The 22,810-nt window shown below is 65.2% G+C and carries 20 protein-coding genes; 11 read left to right on the top strand and 9 right to left on the bottom strand.

What is annotated here, in order from left to right:
- Window positions 1-19: 19 nt before the first annotated feature.
- Window positions 20-913, bottom strand: a complete 894-nt coding sequence (locus PSR88_RS15025; protein WP_016882210.1) for an SDR family oxidoreductase — start codon at window positions 911-913, stop codon at window positions 20-22.
- A gap of 76 nt (window positions 914-989) precedes the next feature.
- Here PSR88_RS15025 and PSR88_RS15020 point away from each other — a divergent pair, with 76 nt between their 5' ends.
- From PSR88_RS15020 to PSR88_RS14990, 7 genes are all read left to right on the top strand, one after another.
- Window positions 990-1,643: a TetR/AcrR family transcriptional regulator gene (locus PSR88_RS15020; protein WP_016882211.1), complete on the top strand. Its 654-nt coding sequence runs from the start codon at window positions 990-992 to the stop codon at window positions 1,641-1,643.
- A gap of 120 nt (window positions 1,644-1,763) precedes the next feature.
- The gene (locus PSR88_RS15015; RefSeq protein WP_016882212.1) at window positions 1,764-3,041 is read left to right on the top strand and encodes a hypothetical protein; all 1,278 of its coding nucleotides are present in this window, start codon (window positions 1,764-1,766) and stop codon (window positions 3,039-3,041) included.
- 146 nt (window positions 3,042-3,187) lie between these two features.
- A complete protein-coding gene (locus PSR88_RS15010; RefSeq protein WP_016882213.1) occupies window positions 3,188-4,540 on the top strand; it encodes an MFS transporter in 1,353 nt (450 codons plus the stop codon).
- A gap of 18 nt (window positions 4,541-4,558) precedes the next feature.
- A complete protein-coding gene (locus tag PSR88_RS15005) occupies window positions 4,559-5,320 on the top strand; it encodes an IclR family transcriptional regulator (RefSeq protein WP_011595593.1) in 762 nt (253 codons plus the stop codon).
- Window positions 5,321-5,492: 172 nt separating this feature from the next.
- The gene (locus PSR88_RS15000; RefSeq protein ID WP_029539056.1) at window positions 5,493-7,226 is read left to right on the top strand and encodes an FAD-dependent oxidoreductase; all 1,734 of its coding nucleotides are present in this window, start codon (window positions 5,493-5,495) and stop codon (window positions 7,224-7,226) included.
- Window position 7,227: 1 nt separating this feature from the next.
- Window positions 7,228-7,536, top strand: a complete 309-nt coding sequence (locus PSR88_RS14995) for a YciI family protein (RefSeq protein WP_029539057.1) — start codon at window positions 7,228-7,230, stop codon at window positions 7,534-7,536.
- On the top strand, window positions 7,533-8,285 hold the full coding sequence (locus tag PSR88_RS14990; RefSeq protein WP_011595591.1) for an SDR family NAD(P)-dependent oxidoreductase: 753 nt from the start codon (window positions 7,533-7,535) through the stop codon (window positions 8,283-8,285). Before PSR88_RS14995 ends, PSR88_RS14990 begins: the two co-directional genes overlap by 4 nt.
- A 68-nt stretch (window positions 8,286-8,353) precedes the next feature.
- On the opposite strand, the gene PSR88_RS14985 is transcribed toward PSR88_RS14990, so the two are convergent.
- A complete protein-coding gene (locus PSR88_RS14985; protein WP_016882214.1) occupies window positions 8,354-8,812 on the bottom strand; it encodes a hypothetical protein in 459 nt (152 codons plus the stop codon).
- Between the two features lie 185 nt (window positions 8,813-8,997).
- Window positions 8,998-10,032 carry an MBL fold metallo-hydrolase gene (locus PSR88_RS14980; RefSeq protein ID WP_411755666.1) on the bottom strand — a complete coding sequence of 345 codons (1,035 nt, stop codon included), beginning with the start codon at window positions 10,030-10,032 and terminating at the stop codon, window positions 8,998-9,000.
- Window positions 10,033-10,389: 357 nt separating this feature from the next.
- Here PSR88_RS14980 and PSR88_RS14975 point away from each other — a divergent pair, with 357 nt between their 5' ends.
- Both PSR88_RS14975 and PSR88_RS14970 read left to right on the top strand, forming a co-directional pair.
- On the top strand, window positions 10,390-11,151 hold the full coding sequence (locus tag PSR88_RS14975) for a ParA family protein (protein ID WP_009475665.1): 762 nt from the start codon (window positions 10,390-10,392) through the stop codon (window positions 11,149-11,151).
- Window positions 11,148-11,729: a hypothetical protein gene (locus PSR88_RS14970; RefSeq protein WP_016882216.1), complete on the top strand. Its 582-nt coding sequence runs from the start codon at window positions 11,148-11,150 to the stop codon at window positions 11,727-11,729. The genes PSR88_RS14975 and PSR88_RS14970 overlap by 4 nt, the downstream gene beginning before the upstream one ends.
- 195 nt (window positions 11,730-11,924) lie before the next feature.
- Here PSR88_RS14970 and PSR88_RS14965 read toward each other — a convergent pair whose 3' ends face one another.
- The 5 genes from PSR88_RS14965 to PSR88_RS14945 all read right to left on the bottom strand — a co-directional run bounded on the left by PSR88_RS14965 (window position 11,925) and on the right by PSR88_RS14945 (window position 17,969).
- Window positions 11,925-12,344: a WhiB family transcriptional regulator gene (locus PSR88_RS14965; protein ID WP_011595574.1), complete on the bottom strand. Its 420-nt coding sequence runs from the start codon at window positions 12,342-12,344 to the stop codon at window positions 11,925-11,927.
- 173 nt (window positions 12,345-12,517) lie between these two features.
- Window positions 12,518-14,029: a gamma-aminobutyraldehyde dehydrogenase gene (locus PSR88_RS14960; protein ID WP_016882217.1), complete on the bottom strand. Its 1,512-nt coding sequence runs from the start codon at window positions 14,027-14,029 to the stop codon at window positions 12,518-12,520.
- A 116-nt stretch (window positions 14,030-14,145) separates the two neighbouring features.
- Window positions 14,146-15,633, bottom strand: coding sequence for an alanine/glycine:cation symporter family protein (locus PSR88_RS14955; RefSeq protein WP_011595572.1), 1,488 nt, complete (start codon window positions 15,631-15,633; stop codon window positions 14,146-14,148).
- A gap of 3 nt (window positions 15,634-15,636) precedes the next feature.
- On the bottom strand, window positions 15,637-16,530 hold the full coding sequence (gene dapA / locus PSR88_RS14950) for a 4-hydroxy-tetrahydrodipicolinate synthase (RefSeq protein WP_011595571.1): 894 nt from the start codon (window positions 16,528-16,530) through the stop codon (window positions 15,637-15,639).
- 44 nt (window positions 16,531-16,574) lie between these two features.
- Entirely contained in the window at window positions 16,575-17,969 is a 1,395-nt protein-coding gene (locus PSR88_RS14945; protein ID WP_029539060.1) for a flavin monoamine oxidase family protein, read from the bottom strand.
- 295 nt (window positions 17,970-18,264) lie between these two features.
- Between PSR88_RS14945 and PSR88_RS14940 the strand changes: the two genes are divergently transcribed.
- The gene (locus PSR88_RS14940) at window positions 18,265-19,053 is read left to right on the top strand and encodes a GntR family transcriptional regulator (protein ID WP_157180155.1); all 789 of its coding nucleotides are present in this window, start codon (window positions 18,265-18,267) and stop codon (window positions 19,051-19,053) included.
- Between the two features lie 3 nt (window positions 19,054-19,056).
- Here PSR88_RS14940 and PSR88_RS14935 read toward each other — a convergent pair whose 3' ends face one another.
- On the bottom strand, window positions 19,057-20,418 hold the full coding sequence (locus PSR88_RS14935) for an MFS transporter (RefSeq protein WP_016882220.1): 1,362 nt from the start codon (window positions 20,416-20,418) through the stop codon (window positions 19,057-19,059).
- A 1,094-nt stretch (window positions 20,419-21,512) separates the two neighbouring features.
- On the opposite strand from PSR88_RS14935, the gene yddG reads away from it, so the two are divergent.
- Window positions 21,513-22,604 carry an aromatic amino acid DMT transporter YddG gene (gene yddG / locus PSR88_RS14930; protein ID WP_016882222.1) on the top strand — a complete coding sequence of 364 codons (1,092 nt, stop codon included), beginning with the start codon at window positions 21,513-21,515 and terminating at the stop codon, window positions 22,602-22,604.
- Window positions 22,605-22,810 lie beyond the last annotated feature (206 nt).

Here is a 22,810-nt window from a genome sequence, read left to right as displayed (position 1 = left end):
CGCTGGCGGGGAAGGGTGCTTACTTCGGGTCTACGGCGACGTCGCCGAGAGCGACATTACGTGCGCTGGTGCACCGGCCGAGCTTTGCGGCCTCCTCGTCCATCAGCGGAAGGATCCGGGGGACGGGCGGCAGCAGAGTGCGGTCCCCGATCCGCGACGTCACCACCGCCTTCAGCCAGGCGAAGATTCCGACCCACCGGGGCACGTAGACCCGGCGTTTCCGCTTGGCCAGGGCGTCAACGAACGCGTCGACGCACGAGCCCACCGACGTCGTCTTGCCGAGCGGTCCCGGCAGGGAGGCGAGAAATTGGTTGAACGCGGTGAGGTCGGCTTTCGCGTCCTGAACGAGCGGTGTGTCGATCCACGACATGTGGGCCGAGCCCACGGTGACGCCCTGGTGCGCGACTTCGAGACGCAGGGCGTTGGCGAAATGCTCGATGCCGGCCTTGCTGGCGTTGTATGCGGCCAGCCCGGGTGCGGGCGCGAACGCGGCGAGCGACGACACCACCAGGATGTACCCCTTGCGCTCGATCACGGAGGGCAGTGCAGCGCGGACGGTGTGGAAGACGCCGAGAATGTTGATGTCGATGACCCGCTTGAACGTCGCCGGATCGACGTGCAGGACCGAGCCGAAGCTGGCGATGCCGGCGTTCGCGAGGACGAGGTCGATGCCGCCGAACTTTGCGATACCGGCGTCGACGGCCTTCTGCACGGCGGCCAGGTCGCACACGTCGGCGGTCGCGGCGATCGCGACGTCGTCGCCGAGTTCGGCGGCGAGCGCCCTCAGCGGTTCGGCGTCCAGATCGATCAGAACCAGTTTGACGCCCTTGCGGGCGAGCGCGCGGGACGTTTCGGCGCCGATGCCACGCGCGGCCCCGGTGACGAGTGCGACTTTGTTCCTCAGCGTGGGCATGGGATCTCCTGGCGTGTGATCTGGCACCGTTCGGTGTCAGTTTGTATCTGGAACTGTGCGGTGTCAATATGGGGGCGTGAGTTCGCCCCAGCTCGACGACACGGGCCGCACCTACCGCGGTGCGGGTCCCCGTCAGCGTCAGGAAGAGCGCCGCGTGCGCCTCGTCGACGCGGCCGTCGAAGTGTTCGGGACCAGCGGCTACCGGTCGGCAACGGTCGGCAAGATCTGCGAGACCGCCGGGCTCACCAAGCGCTACTTCTACGAGTCCTTCGACGACAGCGAGGCCCTGCTGTTGGCCGCGTACGCGAGCGTGACCGACCGCCTGCGGGACAGCGTCCTGCGCGGTGCGGGGGACGGCAGCGCCGATCTCGACGCGCGGGTGCGCGGTGCGCTGACCGCGTTCTTCCGATCCGTCGCCGACGACCCGCGGATCCCGCGGATCGCATTCCAGGAAGTCCTCGGTGTCGGGCCGGAGGTCGACAACGCCTACCGCCGCGTCACCCGGTCGTTCGTGGATGCAGTTCTCGTCGTCATCGGTCCGGCAGTCGACCGGACCGCATTCCCCGACTTCCACCTGCGCACCCTCGCGACCGGCCTGGTCGGAGCCGTGCTGATGATCGCCCAGCAATGGGTGCTGTCGGAGAACCCGCAGCCGATCGAGTCCGTCATCGGCAGCGCGCACACCATCCTCTCGGCCGTCCTGGGCCAGCTCGGTCCCCAGCCCATGTGAGTGGCACAGCGTCCGGGGGCACGCTTTGTCACTCACGTGCGCTGACCTGGGATGCATTGCGCCGACGGCAATTCGGGCAAACCCCTGACGGCATCACATATATGTTGTGAAATACCTGACATGCCCGGTGCTGTGCACTGCCAATCGCCGTGGGTCCGCACCACGACGATCCGCGCGGTGCTCGTCACGCTGCTCGGGGTGGTCGCGCTCGCGGCGCCGCCGCCGATGGTCGCGCACGCCACCGGTTACGAGCGTCTGCTCGACATCACGCCGGCGAACGCGGCGGCGGAGTCGATCGGCGGACTCGACCCCCGGCTGCCCACCGACTCCGCCGTACTCGGCGCCGCGCTGGCCGCCGCCCGCTCCGACGGCGTTGCTCCGACGCGGTATTCCGCTCTTCTGCAACAGTATTGGCTCGCTCGTGGATCCGAGGCGTCCGGCATCGACCTGGCCGCGTGGGATCCGAACGCCGGGCTGATCGCCAACGCCGCGGTGGTCGACCGGGTCTACGAGAACTACGGCCGGTACCAACTCCAGCGCACCGAGCTCTACTGGTCAGGCATGGCTGGGCTGGCAGGAGGATCGTTCGCCGCCGGATTCTGGGACCTCGACCTCGGCCGCACCGTGCTCGGAGTCGACGCCGTCCACACCCTCGGCAACGCCGTCGCGTCCACGGTCCGTGGGTTACCCGGCGAGGCGATGACGCTCCTGCCCGCGGACCCGAGAACGCTCGCCGGCGTCGGACCGGCGATGACCGCCGACGACATGGACTGGTACCAGAAGCGCCTGCTGATGATGCAGAAGCACATCTACTTCGACATGGTGCCCATGCACGAGGCGTACCTGAACGAGGGCCGGGCCGCTGTCGAGGAGATGGCCGACGCCGGACTGCTCGACGAGAACGCCGAGATTGCGTGGAACGGAATCTTCTCCGGCACTCCGGTGGGTTACGCGGACGCGTTGTTCCGGATGGCGTCGCGCGAGCAGAATCAGATCATCGCCGATCAGTGGGACGTCACCGCGGCAGCCCGCGACGGCGTCGGCCGCGCGCTCACCTACGCCACGACCCTCGCGGCGCAACCGTCGGTTCCCGGCTCGCGCGCACCGGGACAGGTTGCGCCGATGTCGGTCGACGGCGACGTGAACGGCTCGGCCTATCGCCTCCGCACGCCCCTGCCGGGTTTCAACTGGGCCGATCGCGAACCGCGCTGGCAGTACATCGTCAGTGACATCGCGTCGTCCTACCAGCGGCTCGCCGAGGGTCGTCCGGGAGAGTTGCGGGCCCTGCTGGCCATCCCGTTCCGCGACTTCGTCGAGAGCCAGCGGGTGCTGCGGCGGGTGCCCGACCTGGCCCGCGACATGAGCACCGGCTGGGAGTTGTCCCCGGCGCACCAGTAGCAGTTGTCGAACGAACGGGACGCTCGTTCGTCCCGTTCGTCCGGGGCGTGAGGCCGGCTTTCCAATGGATGGATGTGACGTTGCGCACGCGTGGGCCTGTTGGCACGTTGTGTCACACAACGCCAGGCCCGATCGCAGGAGAGTCGATGAACGTATCCGCCGTCACGCACGACAGCCCGACGACCGCGACACCCACCGAGGTCGCGAAGACGCCGAAGAAGGCGGCACTCGCGTCGTTCCTCGGCAGTGCACTCGAGTACTACGACTTCTTCATCTACGGATCCGCCGCCGCCCTGGTCTTCGGGCACACGTTCTTCCCGGCGGGCAACGACGCGATCGGGACGGTCGCCGCGCTCGCGACGTTCGGGGTGGGCTACGTGGCCCGGCCCGTCGGCGGAATCGTGCTGGGACATTTCGGAGACAAGCTGGGCCGCAAGAAGATTCTGCTGCTGACGCTGCTCATCATGGGTCTGTCCAGTCTCGCGATCGGGTTCCTGCCCACGTACGAGCAGATCGGCATCGCCGCCCCGATACTCCTCGTGCTGTGCCGCCTCGCACAGGGATTCTCCGCGGGCGGTGAGGCCGCCGGCGCCAGCACCCTCACGCTCGAGCACTCACCCGAGGGGCGACGGGCGTTCTTCACCAGTTTCACGATGACCGGATATGCCGCCGGGATGGTCCTCGCGACCCTCGTCTTCATCCCCGTGGCCGCGCTGCCGAAGGATCAACTCGACAGCTGGGGTTGGCGAATTCCGTTCTGGTGCAGCGCGGTGATGCTCGTGGTGGCCTACTTCGTGCGCACCAAGCTCGACGAGACCCCGGTGTTCGAGGAGTCACGCGAGCACGCGGAAGTGCAGAAGCTGCCCGTCGTCACCGTCGTGACCACCCAGTGGCGGGACGTCCTGCGGATCGCGCTGTGCTCGCTGTTCGCGGTCGGGCAGACGGTGTTCACGGTCTTCGGGCTCGCCTACGCCACCGGACCCGACGTCGGCATCGACCGCACCACGATGCTGTGGGCGTCGTCGGTGTCGATCGCAGGGTCCATCGTCGCGATCCCGCTGCTCGCCAAGCTGTCGGACCGCGTCGGACGTCGCCCCGTCTGGATCACCGGTGCCCTCGGGTGCGCCGTGACGATCTTCGGGTACTTCTGGGCCATCTCCGTCGGCTCCATTCCACTGATCTTCCTCGCCGCTCTGCTCACGATGACCCTGTTCTACTCGATGGTGAACGGCCTGTGGCCCAGCTTCTTCACCGAAATGTTCGCGGCGCCGGTGCGCTACTCCGGTTTCGCGGTCGGCACGCAGATCGGCTTCCTCATCGCCGGATTCGCCCCGGCGATCAGCTGGGCGCTGCTCGGTACCGGGGTGAACGCGTGGGTCCCCGTCGCGGTGTTCACTGCCCTCTGCATGCTGGTCTCGTCCGTCGCCGCCTTCACCGCCCGCGAGACGTACCGGGTGCCGCTGGCCGACCTCGGGCGTCCGTCGCCCCCGCGGGAGTAGCCGGAGGACAATAGGGCGATGTCACGGACACCGACAGGAGAATCGGTCACTGCCCGCGTCGTGAGGGTTCTGTCCTCCTTCGACGCGGACACACCGTCCCTGTCGGTGTCCGACATCGCGCGTCGATCCGACCTCCCCGTCGCGACGGCGCACCGCATCGTCGGGGAACTCGTGAAGTACCGCCTCCTCGAACGCAACGACACCCGCATCAGCATCGGCGTGCGGATGTGGGAACTGGGCTCCCGCGGCTCGCACACCCTGAGCCTGCGTGAAGCCGCGATGCCGTTCATGGAGGACGTGAACGCCGCGATCAAGCAGCACACCCAGCTGGGCATCCTCGACGGCAACGAGGTGCTGTTCGTCGAACGGCTCTCCACCCGCGGGTCCGTCGTCAACGTCACCAAGATCGCCGGACGTCTTCCGGTGCACGCCTGCTCGTCCGGTCTGGTCCTGATGGCCAACGCGTCCCGCGACGTGCAGGACGAACTGCTGTCGCAGCCGCTCGAGCGCTACACCGACGCCACCGTCACCGATCCCGACCAGATGCGACGTCTCCTCGCCGAGGTGCGGCACCAGCATTTCGCGGTGGCCGCCGGTCTCATCACCCCGGGTGCCACGGGAGTCGCCGTGCCCGTGCGGGACACCGACGGCGGCCGGGTGATCGCCGCCTTGTCCGTCGTCATTCCGCACGATCAGGCCAACCCGCAGTCGGTGGTCGCGGCGCTGACGACGGCGTCGCGCGGCATTACCCGGGCGATGACGCGCGGATCGCGGCACTGACAGAAACTCTTTCCATCCATTGGAGTCGCGCTGTGACTCGGGTCTCGGGTCGGTCAGAGTGGTTGTCGCGAACACACCGTCACCGATCGCGCATCGCGAGCCGAAAGGCGCTGCACACCAGACCTTTCGCCGACGCCTGATCGAGTGCCGACTCTCCAGGGAAGGTCCACGTATGAGCTCGAAAACTGTCAAATGCGACCTGTTGGTCATCGGATCCGGGGCCGCAGGCATGGCCGCCGCACTCAAGGCGGCGAGCGAAGGGCACAGCGTCATCGTCGCCGAGAAGTCGCAGTGGCTCGGCGGCACCACCGCGATCTCGGGCGGCTGGGCGTGGGTGCCCGGCAACAAGCAGGGCGTCGCGCAGGGTGACACCCGTCAGGAGATCGAAACCTACATCCGCGCCCTCGCCAAGGACTGCTACAAGGCCGAGATGGTCGACACGTTCCTCGACGAGGTGCCCGAGGCCATCGACTGGCTCGAACGCGACACCGACGTCGAATTCGTCTATCCGGAAATGGCTCCGGACTACCAGATGGACGCGCCGGGCGCGAAACCGTCGGGACGCGCGATCTCGGGCAAGGTGGTCGACGCGCGCACGCTCGGCGAGAACCGGTTGCGGTTGCGCCCCTACCTCGACACCTACACCGTGTTCGGTTACATGCCGGAGGTCGGACCCGACATCGCCCAGTTCCTCCACGCCAACCAGTCGTGGAAATCGTTTGCCTACGTGTCGAAGAAGCTCCTCAAGACGTGGGCCGAGACGGTGCTCTGCCGCCGATCGTTCGACCGGACCAACGGCAATTCGCTGATGGTGCGGATGGTGTCGTCCGCCGCGAAGCTCGGCATCCGGATGTGGACCGAGACGCCGGTGACGAAGATTCTGCAGTCGGAGAACGGGGTCGTCACCGGGGCGGTGCTCGGGGGAGTGCACGCGGGAACGGTCGAGGCGCGGCTCGGTGTTGTCATCGCAGCCGGCGGCTACTCGTCGGATCCGGCGCTGCGAGCCGAGTACTGGGGTCATGATCCGCACGGGGACAACCACTTCACTCCCACGGTCGGGCACGACGGCGACAATGTGCGTCTGGCCGTGCCGCTCGGCGGGCACGTCGACACCGACGTCCACGAGCCGGCCGCGTGGGCCCCGGTGACGGTGTTCACCGGTCTGCGCGGGCAGCAGCGGATCTTCCCGCACCTGCGGGCATTCGGGCTCCCCGGTCTGATCGCCGTGAACCGCAAGGGTGAACGTTTCGCCAACGAGTCGAGTTCCTACCACGACTTCGGCATGGCGATGATTCAGGACAACGTCGGCCAGAACGAGACGTTCGGCTACATCATCGCCGACTCGAAAGCCATGAACAAGTACGGGATCGGCTACGCCAAGCCGTGGCCGATCCCACAGGGCTATTTCAAGAAGACCGGATTCCTCCACAAGGCCGGCACGGTCGAGGAACTCGCCCTCGAGATCGGTGTCGACGTCGCCGGGTTGAAGCAGACCCTCGCCGAGTTCAACGCGGGAGCCGCCAAGGGGGAGGACCCGAAGTTCAATCGCGGGTCCAACTGGTTCCACCACTTCAAGGGCGACATGGAGCACCAGCCCAACCCGAATCTCGAGCCGCTCGACAAGGGGCCGTACTACGCCGCGAAGATCGAGATGGGTGACCTCGGCGCCTATTCCGGTCTGGCCGTCGACCGGCACAGCCAGGTCCTCGACGACGACAACCAGCCGATCCCCGGACTCTTCGCCGCCGGTTCCGCGGCCGTCAGCATCTTCGGCGGCGGCTACCCGGGCTACGGCGCCAACATCGGGCCCGCCCTCGTCTTCGGATACACCATCGGCCGGGACGCCGAGATCCTCGCGTCGCTGCGGAGCGAATCCGTCGCGCCGACCGTTCTGGAAGAGGTCTGACATGCCGTTCTTCCTCGTCCGCTACACCTACACCGGCGACACGGCCGGCCGGGACGAGCACCGTCCCGAACACAAAAGCCACCTGCAGGCCGCCGCCGACCGCGGGCTGATCCTCGGGTCCGGACCGTTCGCGGCCGGAGAAGAACCCGGCGCGGCGATGATCTACGAGGCCGCAGGCAAGCAGGACGTCGTCGACGTCGTCGACGCCGACCCGTTCCGGACGCACGGGTTCGTCGCGTCGTACGACATCACCGAATGGATTCCGATGATCGGCCCGTGGGCCGTCGCAGCAGTGGGAGGTAGGTCATGACGGGTCGAGTCGCAGGGAAGGTCGCCGTCGTCACCGGGGCGAACGGCGACCTGGGCGGCGCGACCGCGCGGATGCTCGCAAGAGAGGGCGCCCTGGTCGCGGCCCTCGACCTCAAAGTGCCGGATGCGCCGTGGGATTCGACGGCGATCACGTCGTTCGCCGTCGACGTTACCGACGAGGCCGGCGTCGCCGAGACCGTCGCAGCGGTGGTGGAGACGGTGGGTGTTCCCGACATCCTGGTCAACTGCGCCGGCATCATCGGGCGGCCCGCGCCGTCGCACGAGGCGTCGGTCGCCGAGTTCGACCAGATCTTCGACGTCAACGTCAAGGGTGTCTGGTTGACCACCAAGCACGTGGTGCCCCACATGATCGGCCGGAAGAAGGGCAGCATCGTGAACTTCTCGTCGATCCACGGGCTGACCGGAGGCTCCAACGTCCCGCTGTACCACGCGTCGAAAGGTGCCGTGCGGCTGCTCAGCAAGGCCGACGCCGTCACATACGGGCCGCACGGCATTCGCGTCAACTCGATCCACCCCGGGTCGATGCGGACGGCGATGAGCCGGCGGTCGGCCGAGGGCAGCGCGATCGGATCGGAGGAGTACTACCGTCAACTCGTCTCGGGCAACCCCCTCCCGCGGCAGGGGGAGCCCGACGAGATCGCGTACGGGGTGCTCTACCTCGCTTCGGACGAGTCCGGCTTCACCACCGGCACCGAACTCGTCGTCGACGGTGGGTACACGGCGCACTGACTCGTTTCCCGCGCCCAATGTCACACTGGTTCAGTCCGACTGCACCGGTGTGACATTGGGCGAGCCCGTCAGTCGAAATGCCGTACCAGACGGCGATGCCGGTGGGCGAAGAACGCGCCGAGGACGCGGGCGAGCACCGGCGTCAGCGGCACCAGCGGCAGCCTCGGCTCGAACGTGATCCGGTCGTGGACGCCGGTGCTCCCGTCATCGAAAGGCCGCAGCGTCCGTTCGTGCTCCCACCGGCGCATGCTGAGCATCGTCGACTTCTCGTGGAACCGCCGGTACGGTTCGAGCTCGGCGATGGTCAGATCGTCGTAGTCGAACGGGACGAGCCCGAACAGCCGAAGCCACGCCCGCCCGAGCGGCTCACCGACCGGAACCGACTCGATGGTGAGCGACTCACGACCCCGCGGGATGCTCATCGTCATCCACGGACGCATTTCGTCATTGATCCCCTCCGGGTCGACGACCCTCGCCCACACCTGTCCAATCGGTGCGCCGACGACGGAACTGCGTTCGATGATCACAGTCCCATCTTCGTTCGATCACCGGAGGGTGTGCAACGGCTTCGTCCCTACCTCCGACCTCCGACCTCCGACGAGATCAAGCGACATCCTGACAAGCCGACTGGGCGCAGTGCCGACACTCCGGTGACGACGTTCGACAAGGGAAGTGGGATGGGAAGGGGTACGGCAACTACACCGGTCGAGGGTCATTCAACCGATGATGGTGCGCCCATCGGGTCGTCGAGCACGGGGCGGCTCCATGTCTGTTGCGGACCTTCGCCTTTCGCGACGAGGCTCAGCTCGCGCAGCTTGGCGATCGTCATCATGGTGTTGAACATGGGGTTCGGGTTCGCACCCGAGACGCCGAGCGCCTGGGAGCGTGCAATGAAGGCGGCGACGAACGCCGGAAGGTCGTCGATGCCACGGCTGAGCAGTGCCTGTGCGGCGCCGTCGAGCGCCGAGGCCTGATCGAGCAGCGTCGACAGACGCTCGGCTGCGGTCGGGCGATCGAACACCTCGAACGCATGGCCTTCGGTGACGATGTCGACAGCATCGGTCTCGACCAGCGTCAGTGCCTGGGCGAGCGCGGCGAAGATATTCATCTGGTTGGCGTCGTGCATCGCGCCGCACGGGCCGTTCGGTTCGTCGGACAGGTGCAGCAACCGCGCTTCGGGAAGGTGGACGACGACCTGGCCGGCGCAGTGGCCGTGGGTGCGGATGACCTGAACGGCACCGTCGCCGAACGACCAACCCGACATGTGTTGAGAGCCGATGACGAGGTGCTCGAGCGGGAGTTCCTCGTAGGTTCGGGTGATGTCGGTGATGGGAACGTAGGGCCGGTACATGGCGAGGAGACGGCGAGCTGCCGCAGCCGGATCCTCGAAACCTGGTACCAGACCGGACACGCGTTCAAGGCTCGTTGTCCAGTAGGGGAGCCCGTGATCGTGGTACTGGCTCGCATCGTGCGCGCTGACGAAATGGTGCACGTTCGAGGGGTCGAGCCCGTCGCCGAGGTCTGTGATGATGTCGTTGTTCCCGACATGGTCGGGGTGGCCGTGGGTGGTGAGCAGCAGGATCTTCGACCACGGAGCGAGGTCGTCGGCAGCGGATCGGATCGCGTCCCGGACCACGGTTGTTACCCCGCTGTCGACGAGCACCAGGAGATCTCCGGCTCGGTGAACGATCACGTTGCCCACGTCTGGCTGGTGAGCGGCCATATCTAGCTCTTGACCCACAATCATGCGTGTCCGAACATCGATCTCGATCTGTTCGCCGAGTGCCACTCGTTCGTTCTAACACGCCACTCGACTTGTGTGCGGCAGTTCCCGACATCTGCATCCGATGAAATGCGGGTCTATCGGTAGCCCTGCATATTCACACTGGCCGCGTTGGTACTCGGTCTATAGGGGAGCGGGCCGGCGGTGCGGGCCGAATCGTCAGGCCGCACTCCCGCCCAACGCGGCTGTAGTTCCCCTGCGTGTAGTCGCCGTCACAGAAGTTGAAGGTTCAGCGCTCGGATCGGCGGGTCATCCGCGTGCCTCGGCCAAGTTCAGTATCTTGAGCTACGTCACTATATGTACACGAAGGGACAGGCCCATATGACCCGCACCATCGCAGTGGTCAACCATAAAGGTGGCTCCACCAAAACCACGAGCGCGGTCAACCTCGCCCAAGCCCTCGTCGAAGCCGGCTACACCGTCCGCGTCGTCGACCTCGATCCGCAATGCAACGCCACCACCTGGCTCGGCGCCACGCCCGAAGCCGTCGACAACGATGTCCTGTCGGTGCTCATGATGGTGGCGAGCATCGAAGATGCCACCACCATCACCGCGTCCGGGATCCACCTCGTTCCTGCCACCAAGGAACTCGATTCCGTCGGGCCCTATTTCCTCAAGAAGCCCGGTGCGCACGGCGTCCTGCGCAAAGCCCTCGCGGGCGCCCCCGACGTCGATTTCAACCTCCTCGACTGCCCTGGAGACTTCGACCACCTGACCATCAGCGCACTCGTCGCCTGCACCGAAGTGCTCGCCGCTGTCATGACGGGAGCCATGGAACTCGAAGCGCTCATGCGGATCGAGAACTACATCACCGAGCAGGTCGAGTTGCTCAATCCCAGTGCGCGGCTCAATCACATTCTGTGCGGCCGCGTCGAACTCGGCCAGGTCATCGACCAGCAGGTCCTCGCCGCGCTCCGCGAGACCTACCCCGACCAGACGATGCGCACCATCATCCCGAAGTCCGTCCGCGTCAGCGAAAGCTACAGCGCCGAAGAACCCGTCGTCAGGTGGGCACCGTCCTCCGCCGCAGCGCGCGCCTACCGCGACGCCGCCCAAGAACTCGTCGAAAGGGACATCCGATGAGCGTGACACGTAAGCCCGGACTCGCCAACAACCCGCTCGAACGCCGCCCCCAGCCCCGCACTGGCGCGCACCAGGACGGGACGCACTCGAGCACTCGTCGCACGGACCTCCTGACGAGCGTGACACGTAAGCCCGGACTCGCGAACAACCCCCTCGAACGCCGCAAGCCACGACTGCCGAACCTCGTCGAACAGGGCGTGGACGTCGCAGGGCTCGCCAACAACCCCTTCGAACGCCGCAAGAGACGACTGCCGAATCTCGTCGAACAGGGCGTGGACGTCGCACAAGAAGCAGCCACCATCGCCGAACCGGTGGCCCTCGGCGAGGAGAAGAAGACCACCAGACGGGTCCCCGCAGACAAGAAGCAGGAATCCGTCTACATCAACCGCGCCAAGGCCGAAAACGGCAAGAATGCCGTCGCCGCCATCGGCCATATCGCCGGCGCCCCCAACAGTTGGTCCACCCTCGTCGACGAAGCCCTCGCCCACTACCTCGCCGTTCTCGAACGCACATACAACAACGGCGAACCTTTCCCGCCGCGCAAGGCCGAACGCGCCCGGGGGCCACGCATCAACTAGTCCGTCCAGGAGCAGCCACAATGACAGTGAGCACGACCGACTCGTCGGGGACAGCCACATTTTGAAGCGGAGTTTCCGGATTGCTCCCGTCCCATTCCCGAGCGGAGCCGGATCTGCGCGACGGCGCTCACCGAGTACACCATCGAGATCGTGGCACCGAAGGAATCGACGAACACGGCTGTCCGCGCGGAATGGTCATCGAACCGTCGACGGTGACGAAGTCTGCCGGTGACGTCTTCCCGGCCCGGGGTGCCGGCCGGAGACTGTCAGGCGTCCTGCGGCCGGACGGGTTGTGCGCCCACCCGCGGCGCCGTCCGCCTTCACCGATCCGGGCCTGCCGGCGTCACCGTACCGGCGCTCGGACTCCGTGGTACCACCCCAGATCCCGAACGGCTCGCGCACCGTCTGCGCGTGAGTGCGGCATTGCTCGAGGACCGGGCAGGTCTGGCAGATCCGGGTGGCGAAGTCTACCCGGTATCGCCGGGCCTCCCGTGTCTCACCTTCGGGGGAGAAGAACAGATCGGTTCCCATGCTCCGGCACGTGGCGTTCATCTGCCAATCCCACAGTTCGGTCGAGGGCGCGTAGAGGTGTGTGGTCAGGGCGGTGGACTTCATGACTACTCCGATCTTGTCCAGAGGGTGTGAGCGGCAGCAATATCGACGGTGGGTTCCCCTCCCGTGTGGACGACGCCGGCAGAGGACTGCGGCGCCCGCCCTGTGCAGAGAACAGGGCGGGCGCCACGTTTCGCACGACGGTCGACGCCGGGCAGGACGAACCTCGGGATGAACTATCGACCGTGGTTGTGCATGACGTGCTTGGTGCGTGAGTAGTCGTCGAGGGCATAGATCGACAGGTCGCGTCCGTAGCCGGATCCCTTGAACCCACCCCACGGAACTTCGTTGGCCAGCACGAGGTGGGAGTTGACCCACACCGTTCCGGCGTCGATCCGCGCGGCAACTTCGTGGCTGCGGCGGGCGTTCTCGGTCCAGACCGATGCCGAGAGGCCGAACGGAACATCGTTCGCGCGGCGGATCGCCTCGTCCTCGTCGGTGAACGTCTCGACGGTGACCACCGGGCCGAAGATCTCCTCGCGAGCGCATTCGGCGCCGTCGGGTACGCCGACGAGCACGGTCGGTGCGACGAAGTACCCCGGTCCGTCCAGTGCAGATCCACCGATTGCGGCGGTGATTCCCTGTTGCGCCGCACGTTCCAGATATGCGGTGACCCGCTCGAAGTGCGCCTTCGACACCAGAGGGCCGATTTCCACGGTGTCACCTGCTCCTGGCTCGCCGACCACGAACGTGCTCACCTGTTCGACCAGCTTCCGGGTGAACTCCTCGGCGACGGACTCGTGCACGAGAATCCGGCATGCTGCGCCACATTCCTGGCCCGAGTTCCAGTAGCTCGCCGCACGCAATGACACCGCGGCGTCGTCGAGATCGGCGTCGGCGAAGATCACCACTGGTGCTTTGCCGCCCAGTTCGAGATGGACGCGCTTGAGCGTGTCTGCGGCCCCACGTGCGACGGCTTTGCCGCTGCCCACGGATCCGGTCAGGGCGAGCATGTCGACGTCGGGATGCTCGGTCAGCCGCGCTCCCACGGTCGGCCCGAGTCCGGACACCACATTGAACACGCCCACCGGAAGCAGGTCACCGACGAGTTCGGCGAATTTCAGTGTCGTCAAGGGGGTCTGCTCGGACGGCTTGATCACCACCGTGTTTCCGGCTGCGAGGATCGGCGCGATCTTCCACGCCGCCATCAGCAGCGGATAGTTCCACGGGGTGACGACGCCGACCACACCGAGCGGCTCACGCAGGATGACCGACAGGTGGTTCTCGGCGTAGTCTCCGGCGGCCATCGACGTGGTCGCACGCAGTGCGCCCGCCATGAACCGGAAGGTGTCCACAGTGCCTGCGACGTCGTCGTTCGAGACTTCGAAAGGTTTTCCGGTGTTGGCGGATTCGAGCCGCGCCAGTACCTCGGAGTTCTGTTCGATTCTGTCCGCGATGCGGTGAAGCAGAAGGGAGCGTTCCTTCGGAACGAGTCTGGCCCAGTCGTTCTTGGCCGCGACCGCGGCTGCGACCGCTCGGTCGACATCGGCCGCGGTCCCCTGGGGTACCGCGGCGATGACCTGTTCGGTACTCGGGTCGACGACGTCGGTGCGGGGACCGGAGTTGTCGACGGCGTCGAACGCTCCTGCGATGTAGTGCTGGGTCGGAGGCAGGTCGTCCCGGACGTTCAAGGAACCTCCGGGTGCTCGGCTGACGGCGACATGTCCGGTGAGGGTGGTGTTGGGCATCTGGAAGAACCTCCAAGATCGACTGGGATGATGTGGGCCGGCGCGAGAAGCGCCGGCCCGCAACGGGTTGCGCTGGATGATCCGCTATGGCGTGACGGACAGTTGCGGCAAACTCCTCACCGGGAGACGCTGTGTCCGGTGACGGTGTTCGCTTCCCAGAACTCGGCTCCGTCGATGCCGAGCGCTGTGGGATCGAACGCGGGGTCGAGTCCACGCTTCTTCTGTTGCTCGTAATCGCGGTACACCCGGTAGACGAGCGGGAAGAGCAGTACCAGGCACATCAGGTTGACCCAGGCGATGAGCCCGAGCCCGATATCGCCGATCGCCCAGACGAGTCCTGCGTTCACGACGGAGCCGACGAATACGATCGCGAGCGTGCCGAGTTTGAGGACCAGCTTGGATACCGGCCCCTTCCGCCCGTTGAGCAGGAACAACAGGTTCGAGTTGGCCACGTAGAAGTACACGATGAGGCAGGTGAAGCCGAACAGGAACACGGCTACTGCGATGAACGCCGCGCCCCACCCGGGAACCAACGTGTCGATGGCCTTCTGGACCCAGTTCGGACCGGCCTCCACACCCGGAAGGTTCTGGACAAGGTAACCACCCGAACCATCGGAGACGTTGTACTGTCCGGAGACCACCATCATCAGCCCTGTTGCCATGCAGATCAGCAGCACGTCGATGTAGATGCTGAACGTCTGGACGAGACCCTGCTTGCCGGGGTGGGACGTCCGTGCCGCCGCCGCGGCGAACGTCGCCTCACCGATTCCGTTCGCCGACGCGAAGACTGCCCGGCGCACTCCCCATGCAACTGCAGCGCCCGCGATGCCGCCCAGCACAGGGTCGATACCGAACGCCGAGTTCACGATGAGCGTGATCGCTTCCGGGACATTTTCGATGTTCGCCGCGATCACCGCCAGCGCCAACGTCAGGTATCCGATTGCGAGAATCGGTACGAGAGTCTGCGTGACCTTGACGATTCGAGTGGTGCCACCGAAGATCACCAGAGCGATCAGCACGGTGATGAGCACTGCCGGCACCCAGGTCGGTGTTCCGAATGCCATCTCCGCACTCGAGGCAATGGTGCTGACCTGGAATCCGGGGAACATGAATCCGTAGCCGACCAGCCCGAGGAACGCGACGAGGCCCGCGACCTTGGGAAGCTTCAGTCCGTACTTGATGTAGTACGGCATGCCGCCGATATCCTCGTTGGCCTTCTTCCGGTCCTCGTCCTCGACCTGACGTTTGAACACCTGCGCGAGGGTTGCCTCGGCGTACCCGACGGTGCAGCCGACCAGTCCTGTCACGGCCATCCACAGCAGGGCACCCGGTCCACCACCGCCGACTGCTGTTGCGACACCGGCGATGCTCCCGACACCCACACGGCTGGCGAGCGCAAGGACAAGCGCCTGGAAGGAGGACAGTCCTCCTTCGCCTTCGCTGGATTCCTTCAGCTGTCGGATCATGTCCGGGATGCGTCGGAACTGAATGCCTCTGGTGGCGACGGTGTACGCCACCCCGAGGCCGAGGACCACGTAGGCCATCGGTCCCCAGATGGCGTCCGCCACGGTCGTGAGCATCTCGGCCCAGTCCAGGCCTGCCATGATTTACGCAGTCCCCTCTGCGAGCCGCTTCAGTGCCTGTCCGATCTTTTCGACCTGCTCTGCGGGGAGTTCTGCGGTGGGCCGGCGGGGCGCTCCTACCGGTTCTCCCTGCAGAGCGAGACCGGCTTTGACGGCGGAGATGAAGGGAACGGAGATCATCGCGTCGATCACCGGGTACAGGTTCTTCCATTTGGCGAGCGCGCCGTGCAGGTCGCCCTCGCCGATGAGCCGGTTCACGGCGACGATCTCGTCCGGAACGACGTTTGCGGCACCTGCCATGACCCCGGCAGCGCCCTCGACCAGCGCGCTGTAGATGTAGGAGTCCCAGCCGATGAAGGTGCCGATCACGTCGCTGTGGTGGTGGATCAGCTGCAGTGCCTGTTCCCAGTTCGCGCTCGAGTCCTTGATGTACCGAATGTTGTCGACCTCTTCGGCCAGGGAGCGAACAGTGCTCGGGTCGAGGTTCACACCCGTGACCGCGGGGATGTTGTAGAGCATGACCGGCAGCTCCACGGCGGAAGCGACATCCTTGATGTATGCCACCGTCTCTTCGGTCGAGAGCGGCTCGTAGAACGGTGTGATCAGCATGAGCACGTCGGCGCCCGACTTTTCGGCGGCGCGGGAGAGCTGGATGGCCTCTGCGGTCGTCGTGGCACCGGTCTGGGCGATGACGGGAACCCGGCCGTCGGTGTGCTCGATGACCGTGTCGACGAGACGCAGGCGCTCGTCCGACGACAGCGCCCCGACCTCACCGGTCGATCCTGCCGCGACGACACCGTCGACGCCTGCCTTGATCGAGCGGTCCACCACGAGCTTCAGCTTGTCCGTGTCGATGAGTTCGTCGGCGTCGAACGGGGTGGTCAATGCTGTGAGGACACCGCTGAGTTGCTTGGACATGAAATGACTCCTAGATCGTTGACGAGTGTTTGGTGTGGGGAAGGTCAGGCGCTGGCGGGCTGAACGGTGAGCATCTTCGGTTGACGAGTCTGGCGATGGGTGGCGAGCACGCTGGCGACCTCTTGAGCAGCGGAGAACCCCGAGGTGATCGACGTTTCCGTGTAGAGCGTTCCGAGATAGTCGCCGGCCAGGAAGACTCGGCCGGCACCGCGCGTCAAGGTGGGCTGAAGCTTTGCGCGACCGGGGAAGCTGTAGGGCGACGCGTTCTTCCACCGTGCGGCCTTGGCTTCCACGACGGTGTCGGAGAATCCGGGCCCCAGGATCTGCTCGAGGTCGGCGAGGTGAGTGTTCACTACTTCGTCGTCGCTCTTGTCGAGCAGTGCGCTACCCAGCGCCGCAGGCGAGAACGTCATGAAGCTGCCGCCGGGCTGCCGGACGGACTCGGTGCCGCGGACGATGCTTGCCTGGTTGAGCGCGATGGCGAACGAACGCTTGGGGGCGGCGATGGCGTAGATGTCGTCCCACGGCCGCGCCGTCGTTTCGTCGGTGAGAAACGCCGAGCTGACGTGTGGGCCGTACTTGATCTGAGAGAGCGCGTCGCGCAGGTCGTGCGGCAGGTCGACCCCGACCCGGTGGGACACGTCCGCGGTGGTGGCCAGCACGACCGTTCGCGCCTCGACTTCGTGGTCGCGTCCGTCCTGGCGGTAGCGAACGATCACCGAGTCCTTCTTGTGCACGACCTCCTGCACGGCGGCACCCAGCTGAACGCGGTCGCCCAGCGACGCGGCGAGGGCTTCGGTGAGTGTGGACGGCCCGCCGACGATGCCGCGGCTGAGGCCCTGCCCGAACCCGAGCACCAGGCTGAAGTATCCGATGCCTGCGCCCGCCGAGATCTGGTCCATGTTTCCGGCGGACCGGGTGACGGTGGTCTTGAACAGCGCGGCCGCGTCCTCCGGCAAGTCCCCGACGAAGTCGAGGAAGGATTCGTCGTTCGCGAAGTCGTAGATCCGCTGCTGGCGCATCGCTCCCGACTCACCGGCGCGCTTGCGTACCACTCCGGTGTACTTTCCGACGCCCGCAACGATCTTCATGCCGGCGCGCATGGTTGCCACCCGAGCCGAGAGCGACATCGGGATCCGGAACGGATAGGTGGCGATGTGCCCCTTGCGGAGGAACTTCCCGTTCATCGAGAGGGCCTGCAGCGACCCGGGGATGTCGACCGACATCACCCCGGCCTCGTTGAGCAGGGCTTCCGTGGACGATCCGGGGCCGGCGAAGACGTGGCCACCCCAGTTCAGCCAATACGACCCGCGACGTTCGGAACGGATGCGTCCACCGACGCGCTCCTCGGACTCCAAGACAAGTGTGTCCCAGTGACGCAACCGCCAGCCTGCTGACAGACCGGCGAGGCCGGCACCGACTACAACTACATCTCGCACTTCGATATCTCCTTCACTGGGGCCATGTCGCTCGCCGGGGAGTGGTGGCGTGTTCGTGGCAAGTTGTGATTCGGGACGCGCGCACCTGCCGTGCAGTGGTTGCGTGCGATGCACGCAGTCCGGACGCGTCGTTCTCTGGGATAAAACAGTGATGCCGGTCATACCCGCTCCATTGAGGATAAAGTGTGATCACAGATCACACAAGCGGATGGTGTGATCGGCGGCGCATCGTGCGCGAAGGCCCGACAGCGATGGTTCGGGCTACGTCGAGATCAGGGCGAAGGGCGAGGGCCATATGACTGCGACGGAACCGGTGACTCGTGAGGGCGAACGGTCTGCGAGCCGTGCGACCCAACGCCCGGGAGAGTCCTGCTCAGGCCCCGCTGGGATCGCCCCGGTGACCGTTCCGCAGAAAGTCGAGCCGACTCTCCTGACGGATCAGGTGTACTCGATGATCCATCAATCGATCATGAATGGCGATATGCCTGCCGGGACGAGATTGCGCATCCGCGACCTCGCGGCCCAGGTCGGCACGAGTGTCATGCCGGTTCGAGAGGCAATTCGCCGGCTAGAGGAGGCAGGTCTCGCGGAGCGGGTCCCGCACCGGGGTGCTGTCGTGAAGGGACTGAGCTTCGCAGAGTTGGTCCATGTCTACGACGTCCGACTGTTGTTGGAGGTCGAGGCTGCCCGGCTCGGTGCCACTCGAATCACCCGCGCCGACGCCGAGCGAATGAAGACCGAATTCGAGGCGATGAGGGTCGCGATCGTCGAGGGCCGGGTCGTGGAACTGTTGGAACACGACGAGGAACTGCTGTCGATTCTCTACCGTGCGAGTGATAACCCGGTACTCGTCAACATGATTCGCAATCTGTGGCACCACTGCAGGGCCTACAAGATCGTCGGTGCCCGGGGCACGCTGGACTCGGGAGACGTCGAGTCGTTGGTGGTCTTTCAAGAGCGTCTCGTCGAGGCTGCGCTTCGAGGCGACGACGTCGCGGCAGCGAGCGTCAATCACGATTCGCTCGTCGATGCGACCGATCGAATCCGGGCTCTCCTCGAAGCGCAGCACCGAGATCAGGCGTAGATGTTACGACCGGGACGCTCGTGCGGGCGATACCGGTGAGCTGGCGATCCCGAGCGAGGCGCTCTCGGTCAAGGACAGTCCTCGGGTTTCCGGTGCCCAGAAGTGGGACAGAACCGCTCCGAGCAACGTGATCACCGCTGCGATGAGCATCGTCGCTCCGATCCCGAGGCCGCTGAGGGACAGTGGTACGAGGAATGTTCCGATTGCTGCACCGATGCGGCTCAGAGAGGAGGCCATGCCTACTGCGGTGCCACGAATCTCGGTGGGGAAGAGCTCGTTCGGGTAGACCCACTGCAGGATCTGCGTGCCGCCGATCAGTACGGCGTATGCGGCGAAGAGAACCATGATGATCGTGGTAGGTGCCTCGGGAAACGCTCCCATCAGCAGCAGTGCCAGACCGGCCCACAGGAAGCTGTGAATGAGGAGGGGGCGGCGTCCCATGCGGTTGACGAGGAACAGGGCGATGATGCATCCGACCAGGAACAGGATCGTGATGACAGCGGAACCGATATGTGCCGCATCCTCTTCCAGTTTGAGAGCGCCGAGAATGGCAGGCGCAAACGCGTAGACGGCAAACAGGGGGATGATCGAGCAGGTCCAGAACAGGGTGATGAACGCCATCCGCTTTCCGTATCCGGAACGGAGGAGCTCCTTGACGCTGACGCTGTTCTCGTCCTCCGCGGGGAGGTCGGCGACGGAGACGCCGGGGCCGAACACCTTACGCAGCACCTTGTTGGCTTCGTCGATCCTGCCCTTGCCCACCAACCAACGCGGCGACTCGGGAGTGCCGACGCGGGCTACGACGATCAGCACCGCAGGCACCGTGGCGCTGGCGAGCATCCAGCGCCAGGCGTTGTCGTTTCCTGTTTCGGCAAGTACCTGGCCCACTACGTACGCCGCTGCAGCGCCGACGAACCACATGGCGACGAATGCGCCGAGGAACGGCCCGCGGTACTTGCGAGGGGTGAACTCCGTCAGTAGCGACGTGGCGATCGGGTAGTCGGCGCCGACCGCCATGCCGATGAGCAGGCGGAGCACGATCAGCCAGATCACGTCCTGGACGAAGAACTGTGCGACCGAAAATGCGGCGATCGCGATCAAATCGACCGTGAACAAGACTTCTCGCCCGAAACGATCGGTCAACCAACCGCCGGCGAATGCACCGAGGAGAATACCGATCAGCGACGATGCGCCGACCAGTCCCTGCTCCACGGACGACAGGCCCCACTGATCCGCGATCTGGATCATCGCGACACCGATGATGGACAAGACGAATCCGTCCAGGAACGGTCCTCCCGACGAGAACACGGCAAGCTTCTTGTGAAACCTGGACAGCGGCGCGTCGTCCAGCGGATTGGTGACCATATCGAGCTCCTCGTTGACGTTTCTGGTCTGGCTTGACGTGGACCCCTGTAAGACGTGTTCGGGGTGCCTGTCGTGGTCGGTGTGAAAAGAGATGAGTCGAGCCTCGAGCGCGACGGTCCTGCACTGGCGCTCTGGTGAATCCCGATGCACTGAAGGGCAGCGGTATCTGCACCGTGAGACGCGATGAAGATCGATCACCGTCCGAGCCGGCGATCGTGGTTCGAACCTTCACGTCGATGTGATGTGCGTCTCGTCACACAGAATAGGATGAGATCACAGATCACACAACCCTGAATGTGATTTCTCGTGCCCGGGACGCGGGTCGATACGACGGCCCCGGTATCGCCTCCCCAACCCCACTACCTTGCATGATGCTGATAGCCATGTAGTGTTGTACTGATATATCAACACCCTGAGGAGATGAAATGCGCCAGACCTGCACGCTCACGCGCAGTTGTCCGGAGCGTTCGGGCATCGTGCATGCCGTCGGCTCGTTCTCTCCCGACGGCAGCGATCTCCCCGTGCGGTAGACGATTTTCGGGAAGGTCGCGGACAAGTTCACGACCTCATTTTTCGGTGGGACGCGCGCATCCTCGGGGACGACTTTGTCACCGTCTCCAACCGCGAGCACTTGCGGCCGATGGCCGGGGCGCGACTGTTCGTGAGTGTCGACGTGCGACGCCGATCCGGCCGTTCGCGCCGGCTACACGCGTGTCATGTCAGATGACGCCTACCGCCGGCTACGCGGACGTGCCAACAACATTCAGCACTCTGTCCTGCCCGGATTCAGTGTTCACCCGGCGCTCGAGCGCCGAAATCTGTGCGAGTTCAATCGGTCTGAACGTCCCGTGTCCCGGCAGTGGTGTGTCTCACGCATCAAACGCCTTGTCGCATATGTGATCACAGATTACATTCGTATTACCGCAATGTAAGCGGCGGTGTCATCGACTGTCGGTCTGCAACCGAGACCCTCGGTTGCAGTGGTAGTCATCTCCCTGCGCGACAGGGCACGAAACTCGTTGCATTCCGGTCGAATCGGTACGAGCGACGGTGTCACCGAGAGTTCACGAGCACGGTAAAGGAGGAGTGTTGTTGTGAGAGCGACCAAGTCGAGCGGAAGTGCCACCGCGGCGGGGCTGTTGGCGATTGTGTTGTGGAGTTCGATGGTCGGAATGATCCGTCTGGTCACCGATAGCCTGGGGGCGATCGGCGGCGCCGCGATGATCTACTCGTGCTGCGCGATTCTGTTGTCGGTGACTGTCGGATGGCCCAAGCTCAGAGACTTCAGTCGGACGTATCTCGTCACCGGTGCCGTGATGTTTGCCGCGTACGAGGTGTGCTTTGCCCTCGCAATCGGACTGGCGGACACTCCGAGGCAGGCAATCGAAGTCGGAATCGTGAATTATCTGTGGCCGAGCCTGACGGTGGTGTTCGCGATCGTGTTCGCCGGACAGAAGGCTTCGCGCCTGATACTGCCCGGCATCGTGCTGTCGGTAGTCGGCATTGCCGTCGTTCTCGGCGGTGACGCCGGACTGGACGTCGCAGGCACTGTCGACAACGTGCGCTCGAATCCTCTGAGCTATGGGCTCGCGTTCGCCGGCGCAGTGATCTGGTCGGGCTACTGCACCGTCACCAAGATGTTCGCAAACGGGAACAACGGCATCACCCCGTTCTTCGTGCTGACGGCCGTCTCGTTCTGGTGCATGTACCTGTTGTCCGGTCGCGAGCCGATGCACCTGAGCTTCACCGCGGTCGCGGCGACGGTGGTGGCGGCCTGCGCGATCGGCTTCGGCTACGCCTTGTGGAATGTCGGAATCCTGCGCGGAAACATGACCTTGCTCGCCGCTGCCTCGTACTTCACGCCCGTACTGTCCGCCGCATTCTCGTCGTTGATGTTGGCCACGGCACTCGGCCTCACGTTCTGGGTGGGAACTGCCGTGGTGTGCCTCGGGGCAATCCTGTGCTGGTTGGCGACGCGCGGACCGAAGGCGACCGTCGAAGTTTCCGAAGAGGTCGGGTCGCTCGACGAGCAGAGCATCGAGGAGCAGTCTCTCGACGAGAAGAGCATCGAAGAGCCCACCGTCGTTCGTTCACTTCTCGGTACGCGAGTGGAATGCGTGGTAACCATCGCCAGTGATCACCGTTCGGCGCCTCGTGTGCCGATCGACGTCGGGTCGGGAAGCTAGCGATGCTGCGGATATTGATACTGTTCCAACCGATTTCACCGGGACTGTCGGTTCCTCCGTCGATGATCGGTCGGCTCGACGTGCACGGCGGGTAGAGCGGCACCTCAGACCTCGCGAGCCGAGCGTTCGACTCTGCGCGATCGTAAGTAGTGCCCCCACGTGGCCCGTTCGCCCATCGTGGTGTCGACATAGTCGACGCACCGAGG

It is taken from the genome of Rhodococcus sp. DK176 (assembly GCF_038447315.2).
GTDB classification, from domain to species: domain Bacteria; phylum Actinomycetota; class Actinomycetes; order Mycobacteriales; family Mycobacteriaceae; genus Rhodococcus_F; species Rhodococcus_F jostii_A.
Note: the sequence above shows the minus strand (reverse complement) of the source record. Positions and strands in the feature narration are given on the sequence as shown.